General features: G+C 64.9%; 27 protein-coding genes and 1 pseudogene. 14 read left to right on the top strand and 14 right to left on the bottom strand.

Features of this window, described 5'->3' with window-relative positions:
- Positions 1-71: 71 nt before the first annotated feature.
- On the top strand, positions 72-692 hold the full coding sequence (locus OIU93_RS07665; protein ID WP_264269497.1) for a class I SAM-dependent methyltransferase: 621 nt from the start codon (positions 72-74) through the stop codon (positions 690-692).
- A gap of 17 nt (positions 693-709) precedes the next feature.
- On the opposite strand, the gene OIU93_RS07660 is transcribed toward OIU93_RS07665, so the two are convergent.
- From OIU93_RS07660 to rraA, 3 genes are all read right to left on the bottom strand, one after another.
- Positions 710-2,263: a long-chain fatty acid--CoA ligase gene (locus tag OIU93_RS07660; protein WP_264269496.1), complete on the bottom strand. Its 1,554-nt coding sequence runs from the start codon at positions 2,261-2,263 to the stop codon at positions 710-712.
- A gap of 115 nt (positions 2,264-2,378) precedes the next feature.
- On the bottom strand, positions 2,379-3,035 hold the full coding sequence (locus OIU93_RS07655) for an SDR family oxidoreductase (RefSeq protein WP_264269647.1): 657 nt from the start codon (positions 3,033-3,035) through the stop codon (positions 2,379-2,381).
- Between the two features lie 141 nt (positions 3,036-3,176).
- Positions 3,177-3,641, bottom strand: coding sequence for a ribonuclease E activity regulator RraA (gene rraA, locus OIU93_RS07650; protein ID WP_264269495.1), 465 nt, complete (start codon positions 3,639-3,641; stop codon positions 3,177-3,179).
- Positions 3,642-3,774: 133 nt separating this feature from the next.
- Between rraA and OIU93_RS07645 the strand changes: the two genes are divergently transcribed.
- Complete coding sequence (locus tag OIU93_RS07645) at positions 3,775-4,143, top strand: DUF488 domain-containing protein (RefSeq protein WP_264269494.1); 369 nt, start codon at positions 3,775-3,777, stop codon at positions 4,141-4,143.
- 66 nt (positions 4,144-4,209) lie between these two features.
- Here the strand turns inward: OIU93_RS07645 and OIU93_RS07640 are convergent, their stop codons facing one another.
- From OIU93_RS07640 to OIU93_RS07620, 5 genes are all read right to left on the bottom strand, one after another.
- Positions 4,210-5,055, bottom strand: coding sequence for a fumarylacetoacetate hydrolase family protein (locus OIU93_RS07640; RefSeq protein ID WP_264269493.1), 846 nt, complete (start codon positions 5,053-5,055; stop codon positions 4,210-4,212).
- A 72-nt stretch (positions 5,056-5,127) separates the two neighbouring features.
- Positions 5,128-5,763 carry a bifunctional 4-hydroxy-2-oxoglutarate aldolase/2-dehydro-3-deoxy-phosphogluconate aldolase gene (locus OIU93_RS07635; protein ID WP_264269492.1) on the bottom strand — a complete coding sequence of 212 codons (636 nt, stop codon included), beginning with the start codon at positions 5,761-5,763 and terminating at the stop codon, positions 5,128-5,130.
- Positions 5,760-7,331 carry an amidohydrolase family protein gene (locus OIU93_RS07630; protein ID WP_264269491.1) on the bottom strand — a complete coding sequence of 524 codons (1,572 nt, stop codon included), beginning with the start codon at positions 7,329-7,331 and terminating at the stop codon, positions 5,760-5,762. The genes OIU93_RS07635 and OIU93_RS07630 overlap by 4 nt, the downstream gene beginning before the upstream one ends.
- Positions 7,331-8,692: an amino acid deaminase gene (locus OIU93_RS07625; protein WP_264269490.1), complete on the bottom strand. Its 1,362-nt coding sequence runs from the start codon at positions 8,690-8,692 to the stop codon at positions 7,331-7,333. The genes OIU93_RS07630 and OIU93_RS07625 overlap by 1 nt, the downstream gene beginning before the upstream one ends.
- A gap of 44 nt (positions 8,693-8,736) precedes the next feature.
- Complete coding sequence (locus OIU93_RS07620; protein WP_264269489.1) at positions 8,737-9,138, bottom strand: hypothetical protein; 402 nt, start codon at positions 9,136-9,138, stop codon at positions 8,737-8,739.
- Positions 9,139-9,728: 590 nt separating this feature from the next.
- Here OIU93_RS07620 and OIU93_RS07615 point away from each other — a divergent pair.
- From OIU93_RS07615 to OIU93_RS07595, 5 genes are all read left to right on the top strand, one after another.
- Positions 9,729-10,370 (top strand): ABC transporter permease, encoded by a 642-nt coding sequence (locus OIU93_RS07615; protein WP_264269488.1) that lies wholly within the window; start codon positions 9,729-9,731, stop codon positions 10,368-10,370.
- Complete coding sequence (locus OIU93_RS07610; protein WP_264269487.1) at positions 10,363-11,613, top strand: ABC transporter ATP-binding protein; 1,251 nt, start codon at positions 10,363-10,365, stop codon at positions 11,611-11,613. Before OIU93_RS07615 ends, OIU93_RS07610 begins: the two co-directional genes overlap by 8 nt.
- Complete coding sequence (locus OIU93_RS07605; RefSeq protein WP_264269486.1) at positions 11,610-12,392, top strand: ABC transporter permease; 783 nt, start codon at positions 11,610-11,612, stop codon at positions 12,390-12,392. The genes OIU93_RS07610 and OIU93_RS07605 overlap by 4 nt, the downstream gene beginning before the upstream one ends.
- Positions 12,393-12,394: 2 nt before the next feature.
- Entirely contained in the window at positions 12,395-13,390 is a 996-nt protein-coding gene (locus OIU93_RS07600) for a glycine betaine ABC transporter substrate-binding protein (RefSeq protein WP_264269485.1), read from the top strand.
- A gap of 143 nt (positions 13,391-13,533) precedes the next feature.
- Positions 13,534-14,154 (top strand): NTP transferase domain-containing protein, encoded by a 621-nt coding sequence (locus OIU93_RS07595; protein WP_264269484.1) that lies wholly within the window; start codon positions 13,534-13,536, stop codon positions 14,152-14,154.
- Positions 14,155-14,339: 185 nt separating this feature from the next.
- Here OIU93_RS07595 and OIU93_RS07590 read toward each other — a convergent pair whose 3' ends face one another.
- The 3 genes from OIU93_RS07590 to OIU93_RS07580 form a co-directional block, all read right to left on the bottom strand.
- The gene (locus tag OIU93_RS07590; RefSeq protein WP_264269483.1) at positions 14,340-15,551 is read right to left on the bottom strand and encodes an XdhC family protein; all 1,212 of its coding nucleotides are present in this window, start codon (positions 15,549-15,551) and stop codon (positions 14,340-14,342) included.
- A gap of 223 nt (positions 15,552-15,774) precedes the next feature.
- Entirely contained in the window at positions 15,775-16,266 is a 492-nt protein-coding gene (locus tag OIU93_RS07585; protein ID WP_264269482.1) for a nucleoside deaminase, read from the bottom strand.
- A 203-nt stretch (positions 16,267-16,469) separates the two neighbouring features.
- The gene (locus OIU93_RS07580) at positions 16,470-17,285 is read right to left on the bottom strand and encodes a DUF4184 family protein (protein ID WP_264269481.1); all 816 of its coding nucleotides are present in this window, start codon (positions 17,283-17,285) and stop codon (positions 16,470-16,472) included.
- 270 nt (positions 17,286-17,555) lie between these two features.
- Between OIU93_RS07580 and OIU93_RS07575 the strand changes: the two genes are divergently transcribed.
- On the top strand, positions 17,556-17,978 hold the full coding sequence (locus OIU93_RS07575; RefSeq protein WP_372342885.1) for a hypothetical protein: 423 nt from the start codon (positions 17,556-17,558) through the stop codon (positions 17,976-17,978).
- Here the strand turns inward: OIU93_RS07575 and OIU93_RS07570 are convergent.
- Both OIU93_RS07570 and OIU93_RS07565 read right to left on the bottom strand, forming a co-directional pair.
- Entirely contained in the window at positions 17,950-19,266 is a 1,317-nt protein-coding gene (locus OIU93_RS07570; RefSeq protein WP_264269480.1) for a sensor histidine kinase, read from the bottom strand. The genes OIU93_RS07575 and OIU93_RS07570 overlap by 29 nt on opposite strands.
- Complete coding sequence (locus OIU93_RS07565) at positions 19,267-19,881, bottom strand: response regulator transcription factor (protein ID WP_264269479.1); 615 nt, start codon at positions 19,879-19,881, stop codon at positions 19,267-19,269.
- A gap of 156 nt (positions 19,882-20,037) precedes the next feature.
- Here OIU93_RS07565 and OIU93_RS07560 point away from each other — a divergent pair, with 156 nt between their 5' ends.
- From OIU93_RS07560 to OIU93_RS07535, 6 genes and pseudogenes are all read left to right on the top strand, one after another.
- Positions 20,038-21,087: an iron ABC transporter substrate-binding protein gene (locus OIU93_RS07560; RefSeq protein ID WP_264269478.1), complete on the top strand. Its 1,050-nt coding sequence runs from the start codon at positions 20,038-20,040 to the stop codon at positions 21,085-21,087.
- Between the two features lie 56 nt (positions 21,088-21,143).
- Positions 21,144-22,634 (top strand): iron ABC transporter permease, encoded by a 1,491-nt coding sequence (locus OIU93_RS07555; RefSeq protein ID WP_264269477.1) that lies wholly within the window; start codon positions 21,144-21,146, stop codon positions 22,632-22,634.
- The gene (locus OIU93_RS07550) at positions 22,631-23,674 is read left to right on the top strand and encodes an ABC transporter ATP-binding protein (protein ID WP_264269476.1); all 1,044 of its coding nucleotides are present in this window, start codon (positions 22,631-22,633) and stop codon (positions 23,672-23,674) included. The genes OIU93_RS07555 and OIU93_RS07550 overlap by 4 nt, the downstream gene beginning before the upstream one ends.
- Positions 23,675-23,734: 60 nt before the next feature.
- Entirely contained in the window at positions 23,735-24,076 is a 342-nt protein-coding gene (locus OIU93_RS07545) for an ATP-binding cassette domain-containing protein (RefSeq protein WP_372342889.1), read from the top strand.
- Positions 23,994-24,188, top strand: a pseudogene (locus OIU93_RS07540) (hypothetical protein); the annotation flags it as partial. The gene OIU93_RS07545 and the pseudogene OIU93_RS07540, both read left to right, overlap by 83 nt.
- A gap of 36 nt (positions 24,189-24,224) precedes the next feature.
- A complete protein-coding gene (locus OIU93_RS07535) occupies positions 24,225-24,410 on the top strand; it encodes a hypothetical protein (RefSeq protein ID WP_264269653.1) in 186 nt (61 codons plus the stop codon).
- A 72-nt stretch (positions 24,411-24,482) separates the two neighbouring features.
- Here OIU93_RS07535 and OIU93_RS07530 read toward each other — a convergent pair whose 3' ends face one another.
- The gene (locus OIU93_RS07530) at positions 24,483-25,430 is read right to left on the bottom strand and encodes a LysR family transcriptional regulator (protein WP_264269475.1); all 948 of its coding nucleotides are present in this window, start codon (positions 25,428-25,430) and stop codon (positions 24,483-24,485) included.

Here is a 25,430-nt window from a genome sequence, read left to right as displayed (position 1 = left end):
AGCAGGGCCGTCCGCACAGAGACTGTTGGCATGAGCGATGAAGGATCCGGCCGATCGGAGGTTTTGGCCTGATGACCAATCTCTATGAGAAACACGTGTTGCCTCGTCTCGCCGCGTTCTCCTGCGGCACCAAGTCCCTGGACCCGATGCGAACGCGGGCGTGCTCCGGGCTTGCCGGTAGGGTGCTGGAACTGGGTTTCGGCTCGGGAAGCAACGTGGGGCACTACCCGAAGGAAACGACGGAGGTGGTGGCCATTGAGCCCTCCGACACCGCCTGGCGGCTATCGGCCGGCGCACGGGCGGCATCGGCCATCCGGATCCTGCGCGGATCGGTTGACGGCCAGCAGCTGGGGGAGCCCGACGGGTACTTCGATGCCGCACTGAGCACCTTCACGCTGTGCACCATTCCGGATGCCGCCGCTGCCCTGGCTGAGGTCCACCGCGTGCTCAAGCCCGGCGGGGCGCTGCATTTCCTGGAACATGGGCTGGCCCCCGATGAAAAGGTCCAACGCTTCCAGCGCCGGGTCGAACCCCTTCAGAAGGCGCTGGCCGGAGGTTGCCATCTCACCCGTTCCGTCGCTGCGATGCTTCACGATGCAGGGTTTCAGACCTCCGAGTTGGACACTTTCTACCTGCCCGGAGCGCCGCGCTTCGAGGGTGCGATCAGCCTGGGCGTGGCGACCCGTTCCTGAACTCCCGCCCCGGCCGCCTACTCGTGCGAGTACCGGGTGACCAGCTCGCGCTTGAGCACCTTCCCGCTGGGGCCCAGCGGGAAATCCGCCACGATTTCGACAAGCCGCGGATACTTGTAGGCCGCCAGCCGTTCCCTGGCGTAGTCGCCAATGGCGTCGGCACCCAAAAGGCTCCCTGCCGCAAGGGTCACCGCGGCCACGATTTCCTGGCCGTGCTTTTCATCCGGCACCCCGAAGACCGCGGCATTGGTGATCTCCGGGTGGGTGACCAGCACTTCCTCGACCTCGCGCGGGTACACGTTGTAGCCGTTGCGCAGGATCATGTCCTTCTTCCGGTCCACGATGCTGATGTAGCCGTCCTTGTCCTTGGTGCCCAGATCCCCGGTGCGGAACCAGCCATCCACCATGGCTTCGGCCGTTGCCTCGGGGCGGTTCAGGTACCCGGAGAAGAGATTGTGTCCGCGGATCACCAGCTCGCCCAATTCACCGGTTTCCAGCAACTCGATGGCATCGGAGACCTCTGGGCGGGCAACCTCGATCTCGACTCCCCAGACGGGCTGGCCCACGGTTCCTGGCCGCGGCTCGATGCCCACGTGGTTGAAGGAGGCCACCGGTGAGGTCTCGGTCAGTCCGTAACCCTCGTGGATTGTCGCGCCGAAGTGCTCGCTGAATCCCTCGAGGATGGCCAGCGGCAGGGCAGCGCCGCCGGAAACCGCGTAGCGCAGCGCCGGGGCAGGCTCCGGGCGCACCTTGGCCGCGGCCAGCAACCCCACGTACATGGTGGGCACGCCGATGAAGATGTTCACGCCCTCGTCCAACACCATGTCCAAGGCCGCCTCTCCGGTGAACTTGGGCAGCAGCAGGATCTCGGCGCCGGCGCGCAACCCCGCGTTCAAGGCCACGGTCTGCCCAAAGGTGTGGAAGAGCGGCAGGCCGCCAAAGAGCTTGTCTCCCCGGCGCATGTCGAAGGTGTTCAGCAACAGCACGTTGACCTGCTCGACAAGGGCGAAGTGGGTGCCAAGCGCGCCCTTGGGCTTGCCGGTGGTGCCGGATGTGTACAGGATCGTGGCGATGTCCAGCGGCCCGCGCGGGACGTAGGCGCCAATGGGTGTTGCGGCCTTGGCAAGGTCCTCAAGACGGGGAAGATCCCCGGCCTCGGGAGACATCACGGTGAAGACCCGCGCCCCGGCCGCCAGCGCACCCGGTGCCCCCTCGCCCAGCAGCGGCGCGGCGCAAATGAGCGTCTGCGCCCCGGCGTCGCCCAACACGTATTCGATCTCATGGCGCTTGAAGAGTGCATGCACGGGGACCGCCACGGCTCCCAGTGCCAGCACCGCATAGTAGACGCGGGCGAAGTCGGTGACGTTGGGGATCATGATGGCGACCTTGTCCCCGTCCGTCACCCCGGCCTCGCGCAAGGCCCCGGCGTAGGCGCGCGCCTGGTCCCACAGATCCTTGTAGCTGGTGCTGGCCCCGCCCAGGGTGATGGCCGGCAGGTCGCCGTTGCGCTTGGCGCCCTCTGCCAGGATGGCTGCAACGGACAGGGTGGCGTTTGGAACTGGTGCGTTCACGGCGGATTCTCCCAAGACGAAGGTGCGGGCGGGCTCTCGCCCATCGTGCTCGCCGTGCCACCCGCCTGTCAACGAACAGCGCCGCGCGTGGCCCGCCGTTCACCGAGGAACCGGGTCAGTTGCCCGCGGCCACGACCTGGGCGACGGGGACGTCCCCGTCGCTGAACTTGATGGTCCGGCCGATGCTTGCCGGCTCATCCAGCGCTGCCACGATGGCCAGTGCCGTGTTGGCCCGGGAGGTCGAGGTATCCGACGCGGGGTCGGGCATCGGGTTCAGCAGACCGGTGGGTTCGGCAAGGGTCAGGGCCCCGGGGCCCAGGATGGTGTAGTCCAGGGTGCTGGCACGCAGGTGTTCGTCGGCGGCGATCTTGGCGGCCATGTAAGGGTAGAACGGGTCATCCAGTGCCACCAGGTGCTCGGTGTCGGCGGTGAGGAATGAGACCATGACATAGCGCTTGGCCCCGGTGATCTCCGCGGCGTTCATGGAACGGATGGCGGCGTCGCGGTCGACGGCATAGGTGCGGTCCGGGTTTCCGCCGCCGGCCCCGGCTGACCAGACAATCGCTTCGGCCCCCTGGAAGGCCTCGGCCATTTCTGCGGTCGTCGCGTTCTCCACATCCAGCACCAGTGGTGTGGCGCCGGTGGCGGAGACATCCGCGGCGTGGTCGGGGTTGCGGATGACAGAGATGACGGTGTCGCCTCGCTTGGCCAACTGGGCAGCTGCCAACAGCGCGACCTTGCCATGGCCGCCAATGATCGTGACCTTCATGATGCTCCTTGAGTCGTGTTCAACGTGTGCCTGGATGTGCGGCGTCCGCGTCGAGCGGTCCAATGAGGTGCCCGGTGTGCTGCATTCCGTCCCTAGTCTTTCAGTTTTCGAGCGGGTGCGGGGCGAACCACCGGGCCGGGACCCTTAGGCGGCCACGAGGATTCCGTCCTCGTCCGAGTACAGCATGGCGCCGGGGACGAAGGTGACCCCGCCAAAGGACACGACCAGGTCCACCGCGCCCACCGAATCCTTGGCGCTCTTGCGCGGGTTCGAGCCCAAGGCCTTGATGCCCAGCGGGGTGTCGGCCAGGGCCACGCGGTCACGGATCGCGCCGTTGATCACGACGCCGGCCCAGCCGTTCTCCACGGCAGCGGCGGCGATCATGTCGCCCATCAGTGCGGATTCCAGCGACCCGGCCCCGTCGACCACCAACACCGCGCCTTCGCCCGGGGAGTTGAGCAGGGACTTGACCAGGCCGTTGTCCCGGTAGCAGCGCACCGTGCGCACCGGACCGCTGAAGCGGGGGTGGGCACCGAAATTCTCAAATTGCAGGGAAACCGATTGCAGGTTTTCATCGTTGTCGAAGAGATCGCAGGTGGTAAACGTCATGTTCCCCAGCCTACGATTCACGGTGCCGGAATCCGGCCGGTGTTACGCCGGATGCGGGGTGTCCGTTCGCGACGCCCGGTGGGGACCAAGTTGTTGGCTGGGCCTCTGGGTGGTTTCGGCGTAGCATGCGGCCATGGGCAACGTGGTGATCAAGCGAGTCTACGAGGCAGCCGAAAGCGACGACGGCTACCGGGTCCTGGTGGATCGGATCTGGCCCCGGGGCATCAAAAAGGATGATGCGGAACTGGACCTCTGGCTTAAGGAAGCAGGGCCGTCCGATGAACTTCGAAAGCAATTTGGCTACGTCGCCAAGAAATTTCCGGCCTTTGCCAAGGCCTATCGCAAGGAACTGGACGGTTCGGAGGCCTTGGAGAAATTGTTGTCCCTAGCCAGCGACAAGGAGCGACTGTGTCTCTTGTATGGGGCCAAGGACGAGGAACACAACCAGGCCGTGGTGCTGCGTTCGGTCATCGGGGAGCAGCTGGGCACGGGCGGGGCGTAATCGGTAGAGCGGATCCGGGGCCCAACGACGGAGCCATCCGCCACTGCGCCCCGGATCGGCAGGCGCCTAGATAAAGGTGTTGCTGCTGGTGCCCAGGGATTCGATGGAGGTTTCCAGCACGTCGCCTGCCTTCAGCCACGGGTGGCGTCCGGCCTCATTGCGCCTGCCCAGGGCCACGCCGGCGGGGGTCCCGGTGAGGATCACGTCGCCAGGGCGCAACTCATTGAACACCGACAGGTAGGCCACCAGCGCCGCGGGGGAGAAGACCAGGTCGGCGGTGGAATCTTCCTGCACGATCTCCCCGTTCACGCGCGTGGTGATTTTCGCACCCGTGGCGAAGTCCTCGGGGCTGACCAGCCACGGGCCCAATGGCGAAGCCGCGTCCCAGCACTTGCCCTGGGTCCATTCGGTGGTGCGGCCTTGGTAGCCGCGCATGGACACGTCGTTGGAGACCGCGTAACCGGCAATGTGCTTGGGGGCATCGGCCTCGGAGATGCGGCGCCCGGGTTCGCCGATAATGACGGCGAGCTCGCCCTCCCAGTCGATGCGGTGGTCCTCGGCCGGGATCTCGATCTCGTCGTTGGCCCCGGTCAGCGAGGAGGCGAACTTGGTGAAGACCGTCGGGAACTCGGGTTCCTCCTTGCCGACTTCGGCAATGTGGTTGCGGTAGTTCAGCCCGATGCAATACACCTTGGCCGGGTTGGTGATCAGCGGGGCGTAGTCGGCGTCGGCCAGCTCGGCGACGGCGCCGGTGGCGGCTACACCCAATGCCGCGGTGCGGGCCTCGGGGTCGGCGGCCAGGAAGGCCCCCACATCGGCGAAGCCCTCGAGCTCGCTGAAGTTCTTCTCGGTGATCAAGGCGGCAAAGGTGCTTTCGGGCGCATCGGCCCGGCGCAATGTGGCAAGTTTCATGCCCTTATCCCATCACATGGGCACCGATGCGCCGGAACCGGTGACGCATTTTTTCTTTTCCCGCGGGTGCCGCTAGCGCAGGGCGGCAGTGAATTCGGCGGCAAGCATGGCAATGGCCTCGTGTTCGCCAGCGGCCACCAGTGCTCCGGGAACCACCGAGGAATCGACACACACAGCCAGCGCCCCTGCCTCCAGGAACTCCTTGGCATTGGCCAGGGTGACCCCGCCGGTGGGCAGCAGGCGCACGCCCGGGTAGGGACCCTGCAACTCGGTGAGGTAGCGCGAACCCATGATTGCGGCGGGGAAGATCTTGACCATGGCACTGCCAAGGTCAAGGGCCATGGCCACTTCGGTCGGGCTCATGGCCCCCAGGCAAAATGGCACCCCGGCCTGTGCGGCGACCTCGGCCACCTCCGGGCGGATGCCGGGGGCGACGATGAACTGGGCCCCTGCATCGATGGCGGCGCGAGCCTGGTCCGCGTGCAGCACGGTTCCGGCTCCGACCACTGCTCCGTGGGTCTGCACGGTGTCGGCGGCGCGGGCCAGGTGGGTGAGCATTCCGGGGGTCGTGAAAGTCAGTTCCACCGCGTAGATGCCTCCGGAGACCAGTGCGCCGCACAATTCTGCGGCGTCGGTGATCGCCTCGGTACGGACCACCGCCAGGGCCTTGTCGCGTTGGAGCATCTGGATCATTTCCGGCGTGTTCATGTGGATTGCGTTCTTCCTTTCGCGCTGCGTCGCAGCGCCCGGCCGGCGAGGGCCGAAGTGGGTAGGTGCTCGGAAACGGCGGCCACGCCGTTGACGAACACGTGCTGTATTCCTGCCGCCGGTTGCCGTGGATCGGCAAAGGTGGCCCTGTCAATAATGACATCCGGAGCGAAGACCAGCACATCGGCGGCGTTCCCCTCGGCCAGCACACCGCGACCGACGAGTCCCAGGCGGGCCGCTGGACGGCCGGTGAGCTGGTGGATCATCCCCGGCATGTCCATCGGTCCCGCTTCCCCGGCATACTGCGCCATGAAGCGCGGAAAGACGCCCCAGGTACCTGGGTGGGCCGCGGCCAAAGGCGCTCCGGGACCGGACCCGCTGTGGCTGCGGTGCCCCATGATGGCCCGCAGGTTTTCCTCGTTCCCGGTGCGGTGCAGGATGCCGGTGGCCAGCTCATCGGCGCCCAGGATGCGCAGGAAAGTGGTGACCACGTCGGTTGACTGGATCGCGGCAATCCGGGTGATGTCCTGGCCCACCAACATGGACAGCCGTGCGGAACCCACCGAGGCGATGCGCACCGCTTTCCAGTCGATGTTCGGATCGGCCTGGACCTCGGCCCGGATCCGCGCCACGGCATCGGCATCGTCGAAGCGGGCCAGGATGTCGGCGGTGTGCCCTTCCCGTGCCCAGGAAGGCAACAACGAGGACAGGAGCCCGGGGACCTCGAGGTAGGGGTGGGAATCGCAGCCCAGGTCGACGCCGGCATCCAGGGCCGCGTCAAGCATGTCCAGAAGTTCCGCAACCGTACCCGGGGATGCCCCGGCATCCATGCGCAGATGGGCCAGTTGTAGGGACACCCCGGTCCTGGCGGCCACGGCGATGCTGCCGGCCACGGCTTCCAGCACAGTGCCGTGGTGCGGGTCGTGTTCCGGGGACCAATAACCGCCGCAGGCGGCAATGGCCGTGCCCAGGGCCTCAAGCTCCGCTGCGGTTGCGCGAGGCTCCGGGTCATGTTCCTGGCCGGAGGACATGCCCACCGCGCTCTGCTCCAAGGCATCGGCAATGGCCTTGGCCTGGGCGGCAATCATTTCGGCCACGGACGCGCTCTCTACGCCCCGCATGGCAACGGCCCGCACGCTCCCCAGCGGCACCAGACAGGCCACATTGGCGCCTGTTCCCTCGTCGATCCGGTCAAGGTATTGGCCCACGGACGGCCAGTCAAGTGGTGCACGCGATTCTACGTGCGGGGCGAGGGAGAGCTTCTCCTGCCCCAGGACCTGGGTGGTCACGCCCTGCGTGAGGGCTGCATGGTGGGCAGGACCGGTCGGCAGGGTCGGCTCGGAGCGCCCGTGCATGTCGATGAATCCCGGACAGGTGACCAGGCCAGACCCGTCGATGACCAGCGTGTCGCCGTCCTCGATGAAAGCCCCGGCCGGGAGAATACGCGAAATGAGGCCGTCCTCGAGCACGACGTCGCCGGCGTATTCGGCGCTCCCGGAGCCGTCGATGATACGGGTGCGGGTGATGGCTGTGCGCACCGGGAGCGGGCGCACAGCATCGATCCGCATTAGAAGAAGGTGTGAACTAGGGAGACGACCCGTTGGTCCTCCACTGCATCCTCGAGAACCGGGATCAACGACCACTTGTCAAAGGCAGTGCAGGGGTGGGACAGGCCCAGCCGGATCACGTCGCCGACCTTTACCGTGGTGGTGGCCGGATCGAAGCGCAGGAAAGAGTGCTGGTCGTATTGCGTCACGATGCTCGCACCGACCAATTCGGTCATTTTGCTGCCCAGGTCTGGACCGATCATTTCTGGTTCGGGCAGTCCCTCATCGAAGGGGAAATCGCGTTTGCCGCCGTCGAGCAGGGCCAGACCCGCCTCGGGCTGGGAAACCACGCGGGCCCAGCCGTGCATGGCGGCGCGAAACGGGGCAATGCGCTGGCGGGCGAAGTGTGAAATGCCGCGGTGGAACCGGTCGTCATGCACCAGGTAGTCCCCGGACCGGATCAAGACATCGATCCGACGGCCCCCGGCGCCGGTGCCGGCGTCAATGGCGGGTGACAGCATCGACGCAACATCCTCGAAGCTGGCCCTGCCACCGGTGCTCAAGATCAAATTTGCCCCGGCGGCGTAGTGCCCGGACGCCAAAATGAGTTTGTGCGCCTTGAACATCTGCACCAGGTAATCACGCACCGTTTGCAGGGCGGCCTCGTCGGCGCCGTGGGCCGGTGTACCCTCATAGCCGCCGATGCCCACAAGGATGAGGTGGGTGGATGCGGCAACGGCGCGGGAGATGTCCAGTACTTCATTGATGGTACGGGCGCCGGTGCGGCCGACGGAGCCGCCGAGCTCCACCATCACCCGCAGGGGAGTAGGCGTGCTTTCCATGCTTGCGGCCAGTCGCGTGAGTGTGGCTTCAAGCAGCTCCACGCTTTGCAACGAGTCGACCCATGAGACCACTTCGAAATCGTCCCCGGTCACCGAGGACACCCAGGCGATGGCCCTCGGATCGGAAAGCGTATTGGGGAGCAGCACCCTCGCGATGCCATGGGCGTGTGCCACACGCATTTGGGCGTAGTTGGCCAAGGTGATGCCCCACGCGCCGCGTTCCAATTGTTCGGCCCACAATTGCGGGGCCATGGTGGTGGTGCCATGCGGGGACAACAACACCCCGCGCGCGCTGCCCCAGGCAGAGATCTGCTTGAGGTTGTGGGTCATGGCCGTGAGGTCCAGGGTCAACAGCGGCGTTTGCAGCTGGGAAAGCTCCACGTCCCCCGAGGTGAATTCGGCGGCGCTTTGCCCCTGGAAGGTGGCTGGTATGGCTTTGTGTCGCCAGTCGAGGGTGACGCGACCCAGGTTGGCGATCATGTCGACAGCATAGGCGGGGGAAGCCAGGGTCGTTCGTTCCGATTGTGCAAGATCATCCACGGCTAATTCCTTATTAATTCGGCCAGAGGCACTGTATTGGATGGTCATGGGGAGTTACGGACACACAGGCTTAATGTGTAACACGGCGGGGAATAATCCGCCAACACATTCCGGAACGCGAACAGGCCCACGGCGGTGGAGATGCCGGGCTGCGGCACCATGACGGAAACACAACGGCCCGAATGAATGAAAGGTGAATCGCCCTTCAGCGTCCGGCCACCGATGGCCGCGATGACATTTACTGCATTCCACCGTTCGCTCTGGCGGGCTGCGCAGACCGGAATGAAAGGAATTAATCGACGATTCTCATGTTGGGATTGGCACCTTCCGAATATGAATAAACGAACGGCGGTGAGATGCCCCGAATGAGCCTCGAGTGTTGATTTCGACGTCGTTGAAAGGGCAAGGATGCGCGAATTCTGTCGTGGCACGAAGAGGTTCTCCATGGGTCCGTGGTGGGCCTTGTTCCGGAGCGGCCAGGCTGGCGCCAACGGCCATGGGCACCCTGCCTGTCCCGCCTCCGGACAAGAATTCCCCTTTCTCTCAGCGGTGTCCAATGCGCAGATGGTTGATGAACCATGCGGCAAGCCCGGATCGGAACTGCCCAGGAACGTGCGAGGGGTTGAAAAATACATGCAAGTCGAAGTGCCTCACCGGATCGGAATCCGACGTTCTGATGTGAGGGCCACTACTTTTTTGACTCAGTGTTTTGCTCTTCGGGACGCTTGGCGGGCTGTCGGGCCGGGGACACGCGGAGTAGGATCGGGAGACACTCGCGTGAGGAGACCAGATCCATTGTCAGCCCTATGTTTTCAAGGATTTTCCGACAGTTCGTGGTGATATCCTTCGACTCTTCAAATACCGCTTTGGACGGATAATTCCCGGATAAAGCCATCAATTCCCATTCAATCTCGATGGATTGCCCGAGGCGCTCCCAAGTAGATATGAAGCCCCCTTTCACGTATGTTTGCACGGTATCTGAGGCCTTCGGGCCGATGAGAGCAGGCTACGTAACCAAAGTGAAGCAGGTTTTGATGTGTTTGAATTCATTGGCGAAAGATTCCGCCAAATATTGTTCGCCTCGTGGCAACATTTCTCGCTAGTTGCGCAGTGTCTGATCCTCGCGACGATTATCGCCGTGGTGATTGCGGCGCTGGTTTACCGCAATAAGTCCTTGTCTTCCCTGGCTAACGGGGTCTCGGCCATTGGCCTGACCATCCCCTCGTTCGCTGCGATCGGCTTGTTGATCGCCCCATTCGGGTTCGGCGTGACCCCCGCCGTCATCGTGGTCACGTTCTTTGCCGCGCTGCCCATTGTCCGCAATGCCATCGTCGGCCTGGCCGGCATCTCCCCGTCAGTGGTTGAGTCCGCCCGCGGCATCGGCATGAGCCGCATGCGCACCCTGGCAACGGTTGAACTTCCCATGGCATGGCCCGTCATCCTGTCCGGCATCCGGGTATCGGCCCAGATGGTGATGGGCGTTGCCGCGATTGCCGCCTATGCCCTGGGCCCCGGCCTCGGCGGATTCATCTTCTCCGGCCTCTCCCGCCTGGGTGGAGCAAAGGCCTTTGACTCAGTGCTTGTCGGTGTCATTGGCGTGGTCATCCTGGCCTTCATTCTCGATCTCATTTTGCTCGGCATCGGCCGACTTACCACTCCGCGAGGTATCCGTGTCTGAATCCTCTGACGCCATCACTGGCGCATCAATCTTGCTTGACGAAGTCACCAAGCAGTACCCCGGCCAGGTCAAGCCTGCCGTCGGCGGACTCACCCTCGAGATCCCGGCAGGAAGCATCGTCATGCTCGTTGGCCCATCGGGCTGCGGCAAGACGACCACCCTGAAAATGATCAACCGGCTCATCGAGCCCACCGGCGGAAAGATCGTCATCAACGGCGAAGACGTCACCAAGATGGACGGCGACACACTGCGCCGCCGCATTGGCTATGTCATCCAGGCCGGGGGACTCTTTCCGCATATGACCGTGGCAGCGAACATCGCCATCGTTCCCAAGATGCTGGGCTGGAAAAAGGACAAGATCGCTGCCCGCATCGATGAGCTGCTGGAGCTGGTCTCGCTGGATCCGGCCATCTACCGCGATCGCTATCCCAAGGAGCTCTCCGGCGGGCAGCAGCAGCGCGTTGGCGTTGCGCGAGCGTTGGCCGCCGATCCGCCGGTGCTGCTCATGGACGAGCCCTTTGGCGCAGTTGACCCGATCACCCGCCAGCGCCTGCAGGACGAACTGCTGAACATCCAGTCCGAGGTGCAGAAGACCATCGTGATGGTGACGCACGACTTCGATGAGGCGGTAAAGCTGGGCGACTGGATCGCCGTCTTCAACGAGGGTGCCCAGCTGGTCCAGTACGATTCGCCGGAGCGCGTCTTGGCCAACCCCGCCAATGAGTTCGTGGAGAACTTCATTGGCTCCGGTGCCGGCCTCAAGCAGCTCACCCTGACCCGGGTGAACGAGGTCGCGCTTATGGATGCGATCACCGCGCTGCCAGGCGAGTTGGCCAGCGATGTACTATCCCGGCTCCAGGGCGAGGGAGCATCGTATGCGGTAGTCCTGGACCAACGCCGCCGGCCCATTCGACGCCTCACCCGTCGCCAGCTCTCCCGCCTGCAGGTGGTCGACGACACCATCGACGAGTCGATGCCGTCGGTCAGCGACCAGTCGACCCTGAACGACGCGTTGGACACCATGCTGGTTTCGAGTTCCGAGACCGCCGTCGTCACGGGCAGGCGCGACGTCTTCCGGGGCCTGATCAACGTGCAGACCATCATGGAGGCCATCTCCCAAGCCAACGCCGCGGCCGCGGACGCTTCCGAGGCACCCGTTGGATTGAACTCCGGCGCCATTCCGGCCCTCGCCGTGGAGAATGCCGTGGCGGCGGAGCCGCAAAGTACGGAGGAGCCGCGATGAGTACCCTTGCCGCTGGCTCCAATCTCGCCCAGATCACCGAGCCGAGCCGCCCCGTACAGCGTCCGTGGCTGGTGCTGGGGCTTCAGCTGCTGGGAATCCTCGCAGCACTGGCCTCCGTGGCGATCTGGCTGGCCAACTCGGACCTGAGCGAGACCGAGCGCACCACGCTGGCCCCGGCAATCCTCTGGGGCTACACCGTCGAGCACCTGAGCCTCACGGTGGTGGCCGCGCTCATCGTGTTGGTCATCGCCGTCCCGCTGGGGATCGTGCTGACCCGACCCTCGATGCGCAGGTTCACCAACCCGGTGATGGCAGTGGCCAACATCGGTCAGGCGGCCCCGGCCATTGGCCTGGTCGTCATCCTGGCATTCCTGGTGGGCTTCGGATATTGGGCTGCCGTTATCTCACTGGTGCTGTACGCGATCCTGCCGGTGCTGACCAACACCATGGTCGGACTCAAGCAGGTTGACGAGCGCCTCGTCGAGGCGGGACGCGGCATGGGCATGAGCTCCATGGCCGTGCTGTTCAAGGTCGAGTTGCCGCTGGCTGTCCCGGTCATGCTTTCGGGCATCCGCACCGCGCTGGTCTTGCTGGTCGGCACCGCCACTCTCGCCGCCTTCATCAACGGCGGCGGTCTGGGAATCCTGATCACCACCGGCGTGAACCTGAACCTCACGGTCGTGCTGATTGCAGGATCCCTGCTGGTGGCATTGCTGGCACTGCTCATCGACTGGCTTGGCCGTGTCGTGGAGCAGCTCGCCCGGCCGAAAGGACTTTAGAGATGAATGCAGGAAAATGGATCAAGTCAACCGCACTCGTGGCGGCGGCCGGCATGCTGCTGACCGGATGCGGACTGTCCTCGGCGGGCTCGTATGTGCCGCCCGCCGGGCCGGGAAGCATTAGCCCGCTTCCCAACCTCCCGGGGAATCCCACCATGACGGTGACAAGCAAGTCGTTCACCGAACAGTTGATCCTGGGCAAGATTGCCGTGCTGGCCGGCCAGGCCGCCGGATTCAAGGTCAACGACCTGACGGGTGTTCCCGGCAGCCAACCGGCCCGTGAGCTCCTGTTGTCCGGCCAGGCCTCCGTGCTGTGGGAATACACGGGAACCGCCTGGCTGACCTACCTGGGACACGAAACAGGCATCGCCGACCAGTCCGAGCAGTGGCAGGTGGTGCACGACCAAGACCTCGAGGAGAACGGGATCCTCTGGGGCAAGCCCGCACCCATGAACAACACCTACGCCATGGCCGTGCGCAGTGAAGCGGTCGAGGACCTCGGCGGGATCAGCAAGCTTTCCGAGCTCAAGGACCTCGATCCCGAGGACCTGACGTTTTGCGTTGACGCGGAATTCAATTCCCGGGCGGACGGCCTGAACCCGATGCTTGAGCTCTACGGGCTGGAACGCGGCAACCCCAAGTCGGTGCCCGACACCAACGTGGGGCTCTACGACACCGGGGCGATCTACAGTGCCACCGACAACGGTGCCTGCAACTTCGGTGAGGTCTTCACCACCGATGGCCGCATCAAGGCCCTGGACCTGACGGTTCTGGAGGACGACCTGGGGTATTTCCCCGCCTACAACGTTTCTCCGGTCTTCTTCGGGGAATTTTCCGACAAATACCCGGGCATCGAGGACGTCTTTGCCAGTATCGCCCCGTTGCTCACCGACGAAGCACTCCAGGAGATGAACCTGGAGGTCGACGTCAACGGCCGCGAGCCCGCGGACGTGGCCTTCGAATGGATGGTCGCGGAGGGCTTCATCACCGAGCCGTAACAGGTCCGAAAATCCGGTTGTCCTACGTTGAGGGGGGGCGCTTCCAAAAGTGAAGCGCCCCCCTCAACGTGTCCGGTCGTATGCGCCCGCAGAGGCCCCGGCCTTGCGGGGCACTGGTCCGCGTTAGGACCTAGGATGGGCAGATGACCAGCCAGAATGAGAGCCCTCCCGTGGTGGGCGTGCTGCTGGCCGCCGGCGCGGGATCGCGCCTGGGCCGCGGTCCCAAGGCGTTGTTGCGCAAGCCAAACGGCCAGAGCCTGCTGGGCTCCGCACTTGCCGCGCTCCGGGGCGGAGGTTGCACCCAGTTCGTGGTGGTGCTGGGGGCCGAGGCCACACGGGTCAAGGAACAGGTCACCGAACCCGGTGCCACGGTGCTGGTGAACGAGCACTGGGCAACCGGCATGGGGTCGTCTTTCGCCATGGGCATGGGCGCGGTCCCCGACGGGGCGGCTGCGCTGCTGGCACTGGTGGACCAACCCGGCATGAGTGCAGCTCTTGTCCGCCGGATAGCCTCTGAACACCGTGCAGGACGGATCACCGCTGCCGGCTACCGCCGGGACGACGCGTCGTTGCGGCGCGGACACCCGGTGATCTTCGCCCCCGAGCACATTCCGGCGGCGGCAGCGGCAGCCTCCGGCGATGCCGGGGCGCGGGACTACCTGGCAGCGCACCGGGAACTAGTCGACCTCGTCGACTGCTCGGATCTGGACACCGGAACGGACATCGACACTGTCGCCGACCTCGAGGCACTCGGCTGGAAGTAGCGGCTATATCGGTAACGGTGGGGACGCGGTACTGCCGCAGCACTCGGTCGTGACCTTCCCCGTGCCATCGATGAGCATCTCCTCAAAGAGCGTTGCGCCCTGCGCGCCACGCGGGGAGTCCGGGATTGTCGTCGTGGTAGGCCGCTGGCGCAATGGATGGCACTCGGAACTATGGCCGACCGTGTTCAGGTCCATGCCGGGGCCACCTGTGTGGCGGGTTGGTGGGATGCTTCGTTGGCAGAAGTGCTGCCGGGGTCTCCGCCATGGATGGGCCCGGACAGCGTGTTCAGTGCAGCACCCGTGGCCAAGGGCGACCTGCTGGCGATGATCTCCGCGGCAATCCCGATGGCAACTTCGCCGGGGGTGGCGGCTTGCAGGTCAAGACCGATGGGGGAGTGCAGGGTGGCCAGCGCTTTTTCGGGGACAGCGGCTGCCCGCAACTCGCGCATGCGGGATTCGTGACTGGTCCGCGAGCCCATGGCACCCACGAAGGCGACAGGCTGGCCCAGCGCCAGGGACAGCAACGGGATGTCGAATTTCGCGTCGTGGGTCAGCACGCACAACACCGTGCGTTCATCGACGCGTCGGGCGGCAATTTCGCCGGCCAGGTAGTCATGAGGCCAGAGCGTGGAAATCTCGTCGGCAACCCTGAAGCGCGGCTGCAGGGTGAAGGCGGCGCGGGCGTCGCACAGCGTGGAGGAGTAGCCGAGCGTCGGGGCCAGCTTCAGCAATTCCTCGGCATAGCTGTTGGCCCCGAAAACGATCATGCGTGGCGGGGCGAGCCGCGACTCGACAAACAGCTCAACGGCCCCGGCACTGCTGGAACCGGATTCCTGGTCCAGTTTGATGACTCCGGTGCGGCCGGCGGCAATCAGCGGAAAACAGAGCCTGGCGGCCTGCGAGTTGCCGTCTTCTCCCACCAACGGGGCCAGTAGCCCGGCCAGGCCGGAAACGGACAGGGTGGAGGGATCCGAAATCAACGTCGAATCGGAAGACCCTGCATCGATCCGGCGAACCAGGGCCACTGGATCCGCTGACGGAAGCGACGCATAGGTTTCCAGCAGCCGGTGCATGGATGAACCGGCGTCAAAGGGTCCGATGTGCACGTCCACTTCACCTCCGCACATCAGTCCGGTGGCGAAAGGATCGGTGGGTGAATAGCCGTAATGCTCCCGGCGCGAGGTCCCTTGCGCCAGGGCCTCGAGCGCCGCGGTGTGCACCGCCGCATCGATGCAGCCGCCGGAAAGCGACCCGGTGATTCGGCCATTCCCATGAATCAGCATCGAGGTTCCACGAGGATGCGGGGTCGAACCCCGGGTGCCCACGATGGTGGCCACAGCGAAGGATTCGCCGACAGCCGTCATCGACGTGTTCAACGCGGAATGGAGATTCAGCATGGCTCGAATCCTTGAAGACGCCCAAGAACAGCGAGATCGCATCGAGTGGAAGGCAAAGGGGAGGACCTGCCGGTACAAGCCACATGAGTGACCGGATCCCGGAGCCGCGCTCGCCGACCTTGCAGTGGGGGTTCCGGCATCGAGATGCGGGTGCTCGGTGGGGGCATGCTGTCCCTGGCCCGCTGGTGGCTGCGGTCGGTGAATTTCAACTGACTCGCCGTGCCTAGTACTCGATGCGGGTGTCGAGGGCAGCCCACAACGCGAAAGGCTCATGGCGATCGACCCGGGCGTCGTTGATGCGTTCGACGGGCATCAGGGTGGCTCGTTCCGCCTCGCTGCCCTCGAAGTATTCGTAGAATGCCGCGTCGTCGAATCCCGCCTCGGCCGCCTCGTGCCTGTCGGAGGCAAAGACCACACGAGACACGCGTGCCCAGAGGGCTGAAGCAAGACACATAGGGCAGGGCTCGCAACTCGAGTACAGCACGGCGCCGGTGAGGTCGAAGGTTCCGAGTTCTTGGCAGGCGGCGCGGATGGCCGTGACCTCGGCGTGGGCGGTGGGGTCGTTGTTCGCGGTGACCCTGTTGACGCCCTCGAAGCGCGATCCGTCGGCGGCCACGATCAGGGCACCGAAGGGACCGCCCGCATTGCGGACGTTGTCCGCGGCGATGGCGATGGCTGCCGCGAGGTTTTCTGCTGAATCGGTGGTGCCCGTCATGGTGGCGACTTCCTTACCCTTCAGGCGAAGCGCCGGAGGAAGCCTGCCTTGGCTTTGTTCTGTCCGAGGCAACACTCCGCAGCTTCGAAACGGCCGGTGGGTTGGCAGTCCACGGTGGATGCCTTCCCCTCCGCAGGGAAACCGGCGTCGGTAATCTTCAACATAGCAAGTGAAGATGGACAACGCCACCATTGGTGCAGGGGCTAGGCGCGGGCCCTGGACATGGCGCGGAGCTTCCGGAACAAGGCCACGATTTGCCACGCGGCACCGTAGGCAGCCAAGGCAACAACGAACGCGGCCCCGCCGCGGGTGATGATGATCCAGAGGAACGACCCGGCGCTTGCCGAATCTTCCAGGATGGGTGTCGAACCCAGGCCAAGGACAGCTGCAGTCACGGCCGGAACCACCAGGAACAGGGCCAACAGGATGGTGCGGACCTTCTGGCCAGCGGGTTCGCTCGTTTTCACGTGGTGGCCCGATGCCCTTTGCCGTTTGAGGTACCAAAGGGCCAAGACCACCAAGCCGGCCAAGGTGCTGCCATGCTGCAGGAGACGGTAAACGGCAATTCCGGCAACGGGTTTGCTGGCCAGCAACGGCACCTGTTCAACGACCCAGCCGTAGGAGTGCGTGAACGAGTCCCAGGCCAGGTGCGTGAGAAGTCCAAGCATCAGCGAATAGAACGTCCACAGTGCAACCCGGGCGCTCGTGGGCGGGCGGCCCTTGAGCGCCGGCTTGTCCGGGACCCACGAGTCGGGAAGCGCCCACCGCAGCGGTTTGGCCACGAGCCACAGGAAACCGGCCAAGACCAGCGCCAGCGGCAAACCAACGGTTAGGATCTGGGAAAGGTCATGCGAGTTGGCGCCATTGAGCATGGGTGCGTACCAGGCGGCACTCGTGGAAGACACCATGGCGAAGTACGGGATGTCCGGGGCCATGGCCCCGGCAACCAAGGCGATAGGGACGAAGGGTTGACGCAGGAACGGCAGGACGGCAGCTGGGTGGGCCAGGGTGAAAGGCAAGGGAATCCTCGAAAAGTTGTTTCAGGGCCCACGGAGCAAAATGTACCTGGTGCGAATGGGCCTATCAACAAGCCTAATCGTCGACTGCCGCGTTCTTGGCTGAATCCAGTGTTGGCACCACCACGTTCGCGGTGCCTGGAATTCTGCCTGCACAGTGAGGGCACAGCTCATACGTAATCCAGATTCAGGTCGGCCCAAGTCAATGCGCAAAAATCCGGAACAACTTGAACAACAGGTGCGGCAATTGTCCGCGCAGTGAAGGGAACTGGGATGTTCGCACGGTATTTGGGACGAGAGCTGTCGGGGCGCAGGAAACAGACCGCCATCATCTCCATCGCCATGGCGCTTGCCATTGGGCTGGTCGTTATCGTCAACTCGCTGTCGGCGGGGGTGCGGGATGCGCAGGCCGCTGCGCTCGAATCGGACTACGGGGTCGGCACCGACATCACGGTGAGCGCAACTCCGACGCCACCGGCGGAAGGCGAACGGCCTGCTGGACCGCTCTTCGAATTCGACGCGGAGGCTCCCATCGAGATCGCACCCTCCGCCCACCATGGGCGGGTCCGGGTGCGGCCCGGGGACCACGGCACCGACGTTGCCGGGCTCTACGCCATCGGCGGGGCTTCCGGCGGAATGCAGGGAATGCGAGGGCTCGCCGGACCACTCATGCCCCGGCCGGAATCCGCACGGTGAGCACGGCCCCGCCGCCGGGGCGACTGTCGATGTCCACCCGGCCGCCGGCTTCGTTGACGGAGTGCTCCACCAGGGCCAAGCCGAAGTGTCCGGCGCGGTCGCGGCGCGCCGGGTCGAAGCCGGATCCGTCATCACCGACCGTGAGCCGGGTGCCGGACTTGTCCGTGGCAACCAGCACCGAGATGTTCGCCGCGCCCGAATGGGTCAGCGCGTTGCGGATGAACTCCCTGGCAGCACGGTAGATCACGGCCGCGGCTTCGTCCGAAAGGCTGTCACCGGGGTGGGCATCCAGCGTGATGTCCACCCCTTCGGCGGGCAGCCGTTCGACGGCCTCGACAAGCGCCTGCTGCAGGGTGTGCCCGGTGACAGGGGTGTCGTAGAACTCGCTGAGAAGCGAACGCAATTGATGAGTATCCTCACCAAGGATGTCCGCGATGCGCCGCAGTGACCGGGCATCGATGTTCCCGCCCGGCGCCGTTCCTGCGGCGGCTTTCAAGACCATGGCCGCTCCGGCGATATCCTGGATCACTCCGTCGTGCAGTTGGCGGGCCAGTGCACGACGCTCGTCATCGCGGGCGGTCGCGGCGTAGACCATGGCGTGGTGCCGTTGTTCGGTCAGGGCGTGCAGCCGCTTGAAGAGGGTCATGGCCAACAGGATAAGGATGGCGGCAAGCAGCAGCAAACCGCCGAGCATGATGGGAAGCTGGAGGGCCAGCGAGCGTTCGGTTATCGCCTTGGCATGGACCGGGGTGTATGCCTCCAGACGCATCGCGTTGCCCGCACTGTCGGTGAACCCGATGAAGGTTTCCCTTAGCTCCTCTGCGCTGCCGTGCTCGAAGCGATGCTCGGCATCATCCGGCACCGGGAGCACCACCGCCTCGCCGGCATCCAAGCGGTCGGCCAGCTCCGCGGAGAAGGAACGCACTTCCCCTTCGATAGCAGACTCGTCGGAGAACACCACGCGCACCGTGTCCCCCTCGACTTTCCAGACCTTGACGCGCATGACCATGCCGGAATCGAAGTAACCCTGCAATTCGCCAAGCAGCTGGTCGCGGCCGATGTCATCGGTGCCGCCGAAATCCGCGGCCGAGAGGGTGTCGCTGACCGAATCGGCCACATGCCGTGCCACCGATTCGGCGACCCGATTCGCCTCCAGCTGTGTCAGCCGCCAGTCGGTGACTACAACGGTGGAGAGCACCAGCAGCAGCACGGTGGTCGAGGTGGCGATGTACCAGGTCATGATCCGGCGGAAGGCGCTGTCGGTATTCGGTGCCGAGGCTCGTTCCACCTAGGCCGCCACGGTCAGCAGGCCCAGGCGCAAGGCCTTGGACACCGCATCGAGCTGGGAACGGCAGCCGAGCTTGGCAAGGACCGACTTGATGTGGTCGCGTACGGTGTATAGCGAAAGGGAGAGCTGTACAGCGATCTGGGCGGCGGACAGCCCCTGTCCGAGCAGTTCGAGCACTTCCTGCTCACGGGGCGTCAGGCCCCCTTCTGCACTCTTGCGCCGGACCAGGTTCCGGGTGATGACCGGGTGCGTGGCATTGGCGTGGCTAACCGCCCTGATGACCTCCTCGAGGCTGCCGTCCTTGGCAAGGAAGGCGCAAGCGCCGGCGGCGAGCGCGGCATGAGCCAGCTGGGCACGCGGGTTCGCCGTGAGCACCACGATCCTGCTGTCCGGACGCAGTTCGCGCAATCGTGATACCGCATCGATTCCGCTGCCGTCAGGCAGCTGCACGTCAACGATGGCCACGGTGAAATCATGTCGGGCGGCGACGGCCTCGGCTTCGGCAATGGTGCGGGCGGTGAGTTTGCAGCTGATGCCGGGAGAATTGTTCAGGGCCAGCTGCAGCAGCTCAACAAATACCGTGTGGTCATCGAGAATCAGTACCTGCTGGCTCATGGTCGTTGTGTTCCTTCGCGATATAGTGCTTGCTGGATTTCCCTAATTCTAGGGATCCCCTGCGGCTAAACCTAAGGATAGCCTTATCTAAGTCCTTCTTGCTCCGTGCTTCTGCACGCCCAAACTTGTGCTCCCGCACGCCCAAGAAAGTGTGACATGCCTAATCAACGCAAAAAAATCCTTGGCCTGACTGGTTCTTTGCTGGCTGCCGCATTGTTGCTGTCCGCCTGCTCCGCTGCGACGGGCGATAACGCCCAAAGCGAGAACGAAGCCGCCGGAAAAGGCAGCCTGGTCGTTTACTCCGGACGAGACGCCGAGTTGATTGATCCGCTGATCAAGCAGTTTGAGGAGTCCAGCGGCATCGACGTGCGCGTGCGCTACTCCGGAACCACCGAATTGGCCGCACAGCTGATCGAAGAGGGCGAACGCACCCCGGCACAGGTATTCCTTTCCCAGGACGCCGGCGCGCTGGGGGCCGTCAGTGCCGAGAAGCTGTTCTCCGAACTGCCCGCGGATGTCACGTCTCTGGTGCCGGCGGAATACACGTCGGTGGACGGTGCCTGGGTCGGGCTCACCGGCCGTGCCCGCGTGGTCGCCTACGACAGCGAAAAGTACACCGAGGACCAGGTCCCCGGTGATGTCTTCGGCCTGCTCGACGCAAAGTACAAGGGTGAAATCGGATTCGCTCCCACCAACGCCTCTTTCCAGGCCTTCGTCACCGCACTGCGCGTGGAGGAGGGTGAAGAGCGGGCCCGCGAATGGCTCGAAGGCCTGGTGGCCAACGATGCCCAGGCATTCGCCCGCAATGGAGAAATCCTTGAGGCCGTCAACAGCGGAGCTATCGGCCTCGGCCTGATCAATCACTACTACTGGGCCCGCTCCGAGCAGGATCCAGCCTCACTGCGAGCTCAGCTGAAGTTCGGTGACGCCGGATCGGTTTCCGCCCTGGTCAATGTCACCGGTGCGGGCATCCTGAAGAACTCGGCCGAAAGCTCCGAAGCCATGGCGTTCGTGAAGTTCCTGCTTTCCGAACAGGCACAGACCTTCTTCGTGGAGGAGACCGCGGAATACGCACTGGTCGAGGGCATGGACTCTCCTGCCGGAGTGCCGCCGCTGAGCGAGCTGGGCGGGCCGGATATCAACCTGTCGGAGCTGTCCTCCCTGGAGGAAACCATTAAGCTGATCACCGAGGTGGGGCTGCTCTGACCACCACCACCGAGCAACAACGTAGGGGAACGTCCAAGCGACGTCCCCCGACGTTGTTGTTTGCACTCTCCGCCCTGGTGGCCCTGGCCACATTCTTGCCGCTGGTACAGCTGGCCATCCGCGCCTCCGGCTCCGGCCTTGACTCGTTCACCGCCACCCTGTTGCGCCCGCGCACCCTGACGCTCTTGGTCAACACACTGGCCGTGTCCGCCGTGGTGGCCGTGGGCTGTTTTGTCATCGGGGTGCTCACTGCTTGGGTGATTGTGCAGTATCGGCTTCCCGCGCGGCGACTGTGGTGGGTGCTTGCCTGCCTACCCCTTGCGGTTCCCTCCTACGTCGCGGCCTTCGCCTGGCTGGCGACCTGGCCGGGCATCCACGGGTTTTGGCCGCTGAGCGCGGTCATGATCCTCACCAGTGCGCCGCTGGTGACCATCCCCACCCTGGGTGCCCTAGTGCTGGCCGACCGGTCGCTGGTGGATGTCGCCCGAACACTCGGGCGTGGGCCCCTCCATACCCTCGCCACGGTGACGCTGCCCCAAATCCTGCCGGCCGCGTTGGCCGGAACCCTGCTGGTGGTGCTCTACACCCTCTCGGATTTCGGTGCACCGGCGATGCTGCGCTACGAGACGCTGACCACCGGCGTGTACGGCTTGTTCACCGGCGGGCTGAACCGCACTGCCGCGTCGTCTTTGGCGTTGCTGCTGGCTGCGGTGGCACTGGTCTGCATCAGCGGCGAGCGCGCCCTGCGACACCGCACCGGGGATCTGAACCGGTCGGCCAGCACGAGCCGGCGCATCAGCAAGCGCATGCCCACGGGGCTGGCGGTTGCGGTTCAGGTCGCCCTCGGGACGATAGCCTTCGCGGCGATCGGATTCCCGGTGACCGCGTTGTTGGTGCGGATGTTCGACTCGGTGCGCTATGCGTCGGACTGGGCGCGGCTGCTGGAGGCCACGGGCACCACGCTGCTGCTCGGCGCGGTGGCCGCCTCGGCCACCGTGGCATTGGCCCTGCCGATCAGCTATTTGGCCTCCCGCTACCGCAGCCGGATGGTGAACCTCCTCGAATCGATGTCCTTCCTGGGCGATGCGCTGCCCGGAGTGGTGGTGGCCCTTGCCTTGGTCAGCCTGGCACTGTTGCTGGGCCCCGGCGCCTACCAAAGTGTCCTGGTGCTGCTGGCCTGCTATGTCATCCTGTTCGTACCCAAGGCGATTGGATCCGCACGCAGCGCCTTCGGCCAGGTCTCAATCCAAACCGAGGATGTCTCGCGGACATTGGGCCGTTCTGCGGCCTCCACCTGGTTCTCCGTCACGCTGCGCGGAGCCGCCCCGGGAATCGCTGCCGGTTGGCTGCTGGTGCTGGTCTCGGTGTTCAAGGAATTGCCTGCCACGCTGATGCTTCGGCCGATTGGCGTCTCGACGCTGGCCACCGAGCTGTGGGGCAAGACCACGTTGGGTGCCTATGGTGCGGCCGCGCCAATCGGTATCCTGTTGATTTTGGTGGGGCTGATCCCCGCCTGGTGGCTGAGTAGGAGCGTATCAACCGAATGAGTATGCAGATAAGCGGCATCGGCGCCAGCCATGTCCCCGGCAAGCCCGTCCTGAGGGACATTTCACTGACGGTCGAACCTGGGGAAATGTTGGCAGTGCTCGGACCATCGGGCAGCGGCAAAAGTACGTTGCTGCGTGTCATTGCCGGTCTGCACCCGGCAGATTCCGGGACCATCCGGCTCAACGGCAGGGACATCACCAGTCTTCGTCCGGAGGCGCGGCGCATCGGCTTGGTGCCCCAGGATGGGGCGCTTTTCCCTCATCTGACCGTGGCGGCAAATATTGCCTACGGCATTCGCGGGCCTCGAACCCGCAAGGCCGCCGCAGCCCATCCCCGGGTGCGCGAGCTGCTGGCATTGGTTCGATTGGAGGATCTGGCCGATCGGATGCCCCACCAGCTTTCCGGCGGACAGCAACAACGGGTTGCGCTGGCCCGCGCACTGGCTCCACGCCCGGATCTGGTGCTGCTCGATGAACCGTTCAGTGCCCTGGATGCCGCGTTGCGCCAGCAAGTGCGTGAAGAGGTGACCGAGGTGCTGGCCCGCAGCGGAGTGGCAACGATCCTGATCACCCACGACCAGGCCGAGGCGTTGTCCCTCGGGGCCCATGTGGCACTGCTGCATGACGGACGGGTGGTCCAAACCGGAACGCCCCACGACATTTATGCCCGGCCGTGCGACCGATGGGTGGCCGAGTTTGTCGGTGCGGCCAATTTCCTCACCGGAGTCCCCGAAGACGCCGGGGTGCGAACCGTACTCGGGCTGTTGTCGATGGAGGAGTCCTACGCCGGCAACGAACCACGCGTCCACGTCATGGTGCGGCCCGAGCAGCTTCAATTGCAGGATGCGCAGCTCGCCGAGGGCCTCGCCGGGCAAGTCATCTCACAGCAGTATTTTGGCCACGACCAGCTCACCCAGGTGCAGCTGGCCGGCTCGAACGGCGCTCCGGGTCCAACCCTGATCTGCCGCACAAACAGGATCTACCAGGCCAGTGACAGGATCACGGTCAGCGCCCAGGGGCCGTTCCACATGATCGGTTGAGTGGGCGCGTTCCCCGGAACAATCAAGGACTTGCGCACGCTGTTCTCCTGTTGCACCAACATGCCCGGCCCGGGAAGACGGGAATCGCGGCACCGGCGGCCCCGGACCGCAGGAAAGTCGTCTGCTCATGGCCGGATCATAGGTGGTTTCTGCTTTTGCGAACTCGTGGCCATCCAGGGGCCGACGGGCGGCGGGAAATCCACCCTGCTCCAGATGCCCGGGGCGCTTGACCGCCCGAGCTCGGGGACCGTGGACCTTGCCGGGAAGATGATCTCCACCCTGGGGGGACGGGGCCCCGGCCGACCTCCGGGCCCGCGAGATCGGCTTCGTTTTTGCAGCACTACAACCTCATTCCGACCCTCAGCGCGCAGGAGAACGTGGAAATGGGTTTGGCGCCGTTGAACTTGCCCGCTGCCGAACGAGCCAGGTGCGCCGCGGCGTCCCTGGATTCGGTGGGACTGGGGGAGCGGGCACGCATCTTCTCGGGGAACTGTCGGCCGGCCAGCAACAACGCGTCGCCAGTGCCCGGGCGCTGGCGAAGAACCCCAGGGTGCTACTGGCCGACGAGCCGACGGGCAACCTGGATGAGGCCACCCGTGAGGAGATCATGGAGCTGTTCGAAGAGCTCTGTCGCCAGGGCCTGACCACCGTGAAGGTGACCCACGATTCGGCGGTCGCTGGCCGGGCCGAGCGCCGGCTGAACATCAAGGCGGGTGAGATCACCGAGCAGGCCTAGCTGCAGGCTGTGCCGGGCGGGGGCGCGGGGCGGGCGGCGATTCGTGCCCCCACCTGACCGGCGCGGCACCACTCACGGCTGTGCCGCCCGCGTGATCAGCCCGCTGGTGGCGGGGTTGGCCGATGAGAGGATGTCCGCTGTGTCGATGACCATCGCCTGCATGGCCAGCGCCGCGCGCGTGAGGGTCACGTCGTTGCGGTGGGCGAGGCTGATGGAGCGTGCGAGGCTCGGTGCGGTGAGCCTGACCGAGCGCAGGCCGGGCCGGTCCACCATGACCATGGCGGGAACGACCGCGACACCGAGCCCGCGTTCAACGCACCGCAGCACCGCATCCATTTCTGCGCCGTCGAGGACAACCTTGGGCGTGAGGCCTGCGGCATGGAAGGCCTGCATGGTTGTTGCGCGCAGATCGTAGCTTTCATGGAAGGTGATTTGCGGAATTGCCGCCAGTTCCTCCAGCGTGAGGGCCTGGAAACCCTCCAGGATCGGACTCCGCATCGAGGAGATGACCACAAGTTCCTCCGTAAGGAGCGGGGTCCGCTGGAGGCTGGCCGTGGAAGCAGAACTGTCCTCCGACGTGGTAATGAGCGCGAGGTCGAGTGCTCCGCCGGCCAACTCATCGAGCAGGCCGCGCGAGCCCTGCTCGGTCAGGTGAAGATCGATGCCCGGGTAGGCCGCATGGAACGAGGTCAGCACATCCGGAACCAGGCTCACGCACAATGTTGGGGTGGCCCCGAGCCTCACGCGCCCCTTCTTCAAGCCTGCCAGTTCCTGCATCTCGTAGCGGACCGTATCCGCATCGGCGAGCATGCGCCTGGCCAGGGGGAGAAGCGATTCGCCGGCGTCCGTCAGTGTGATGTTGCCTCTCGCCCGATGAAAGAGTTCGGCGCCAAGGTCCGACTCGAGGGTGGAAATCTGCCGGCTCAGCGAGGGCTGGGCCAGATGCAATTGGGCGGCGGCGCGCGTGAAATGACCGATGCGTGCGACTTCCACGAAGCTTTGGAGCTGTTCCAGGTTCAT

Origin of the sequence: Paeniglutamicibacter sp. ZC-3, from assembly GCF_025847175.2 — a bacterium.
Classification (GTDB): domain Bacteria; phylum Actinomycetota; class Actinomycetes; order Actinomycetales; family Micrococcaceae; genus Paeniglutamicibacter; species Paeniglutamicibacter sulfureus.
The sequence above is the reverse complement of the archived record's forward strand: the minus strand, read 5'-3'. Positions and strand labels throughout refer to the sequence as shown.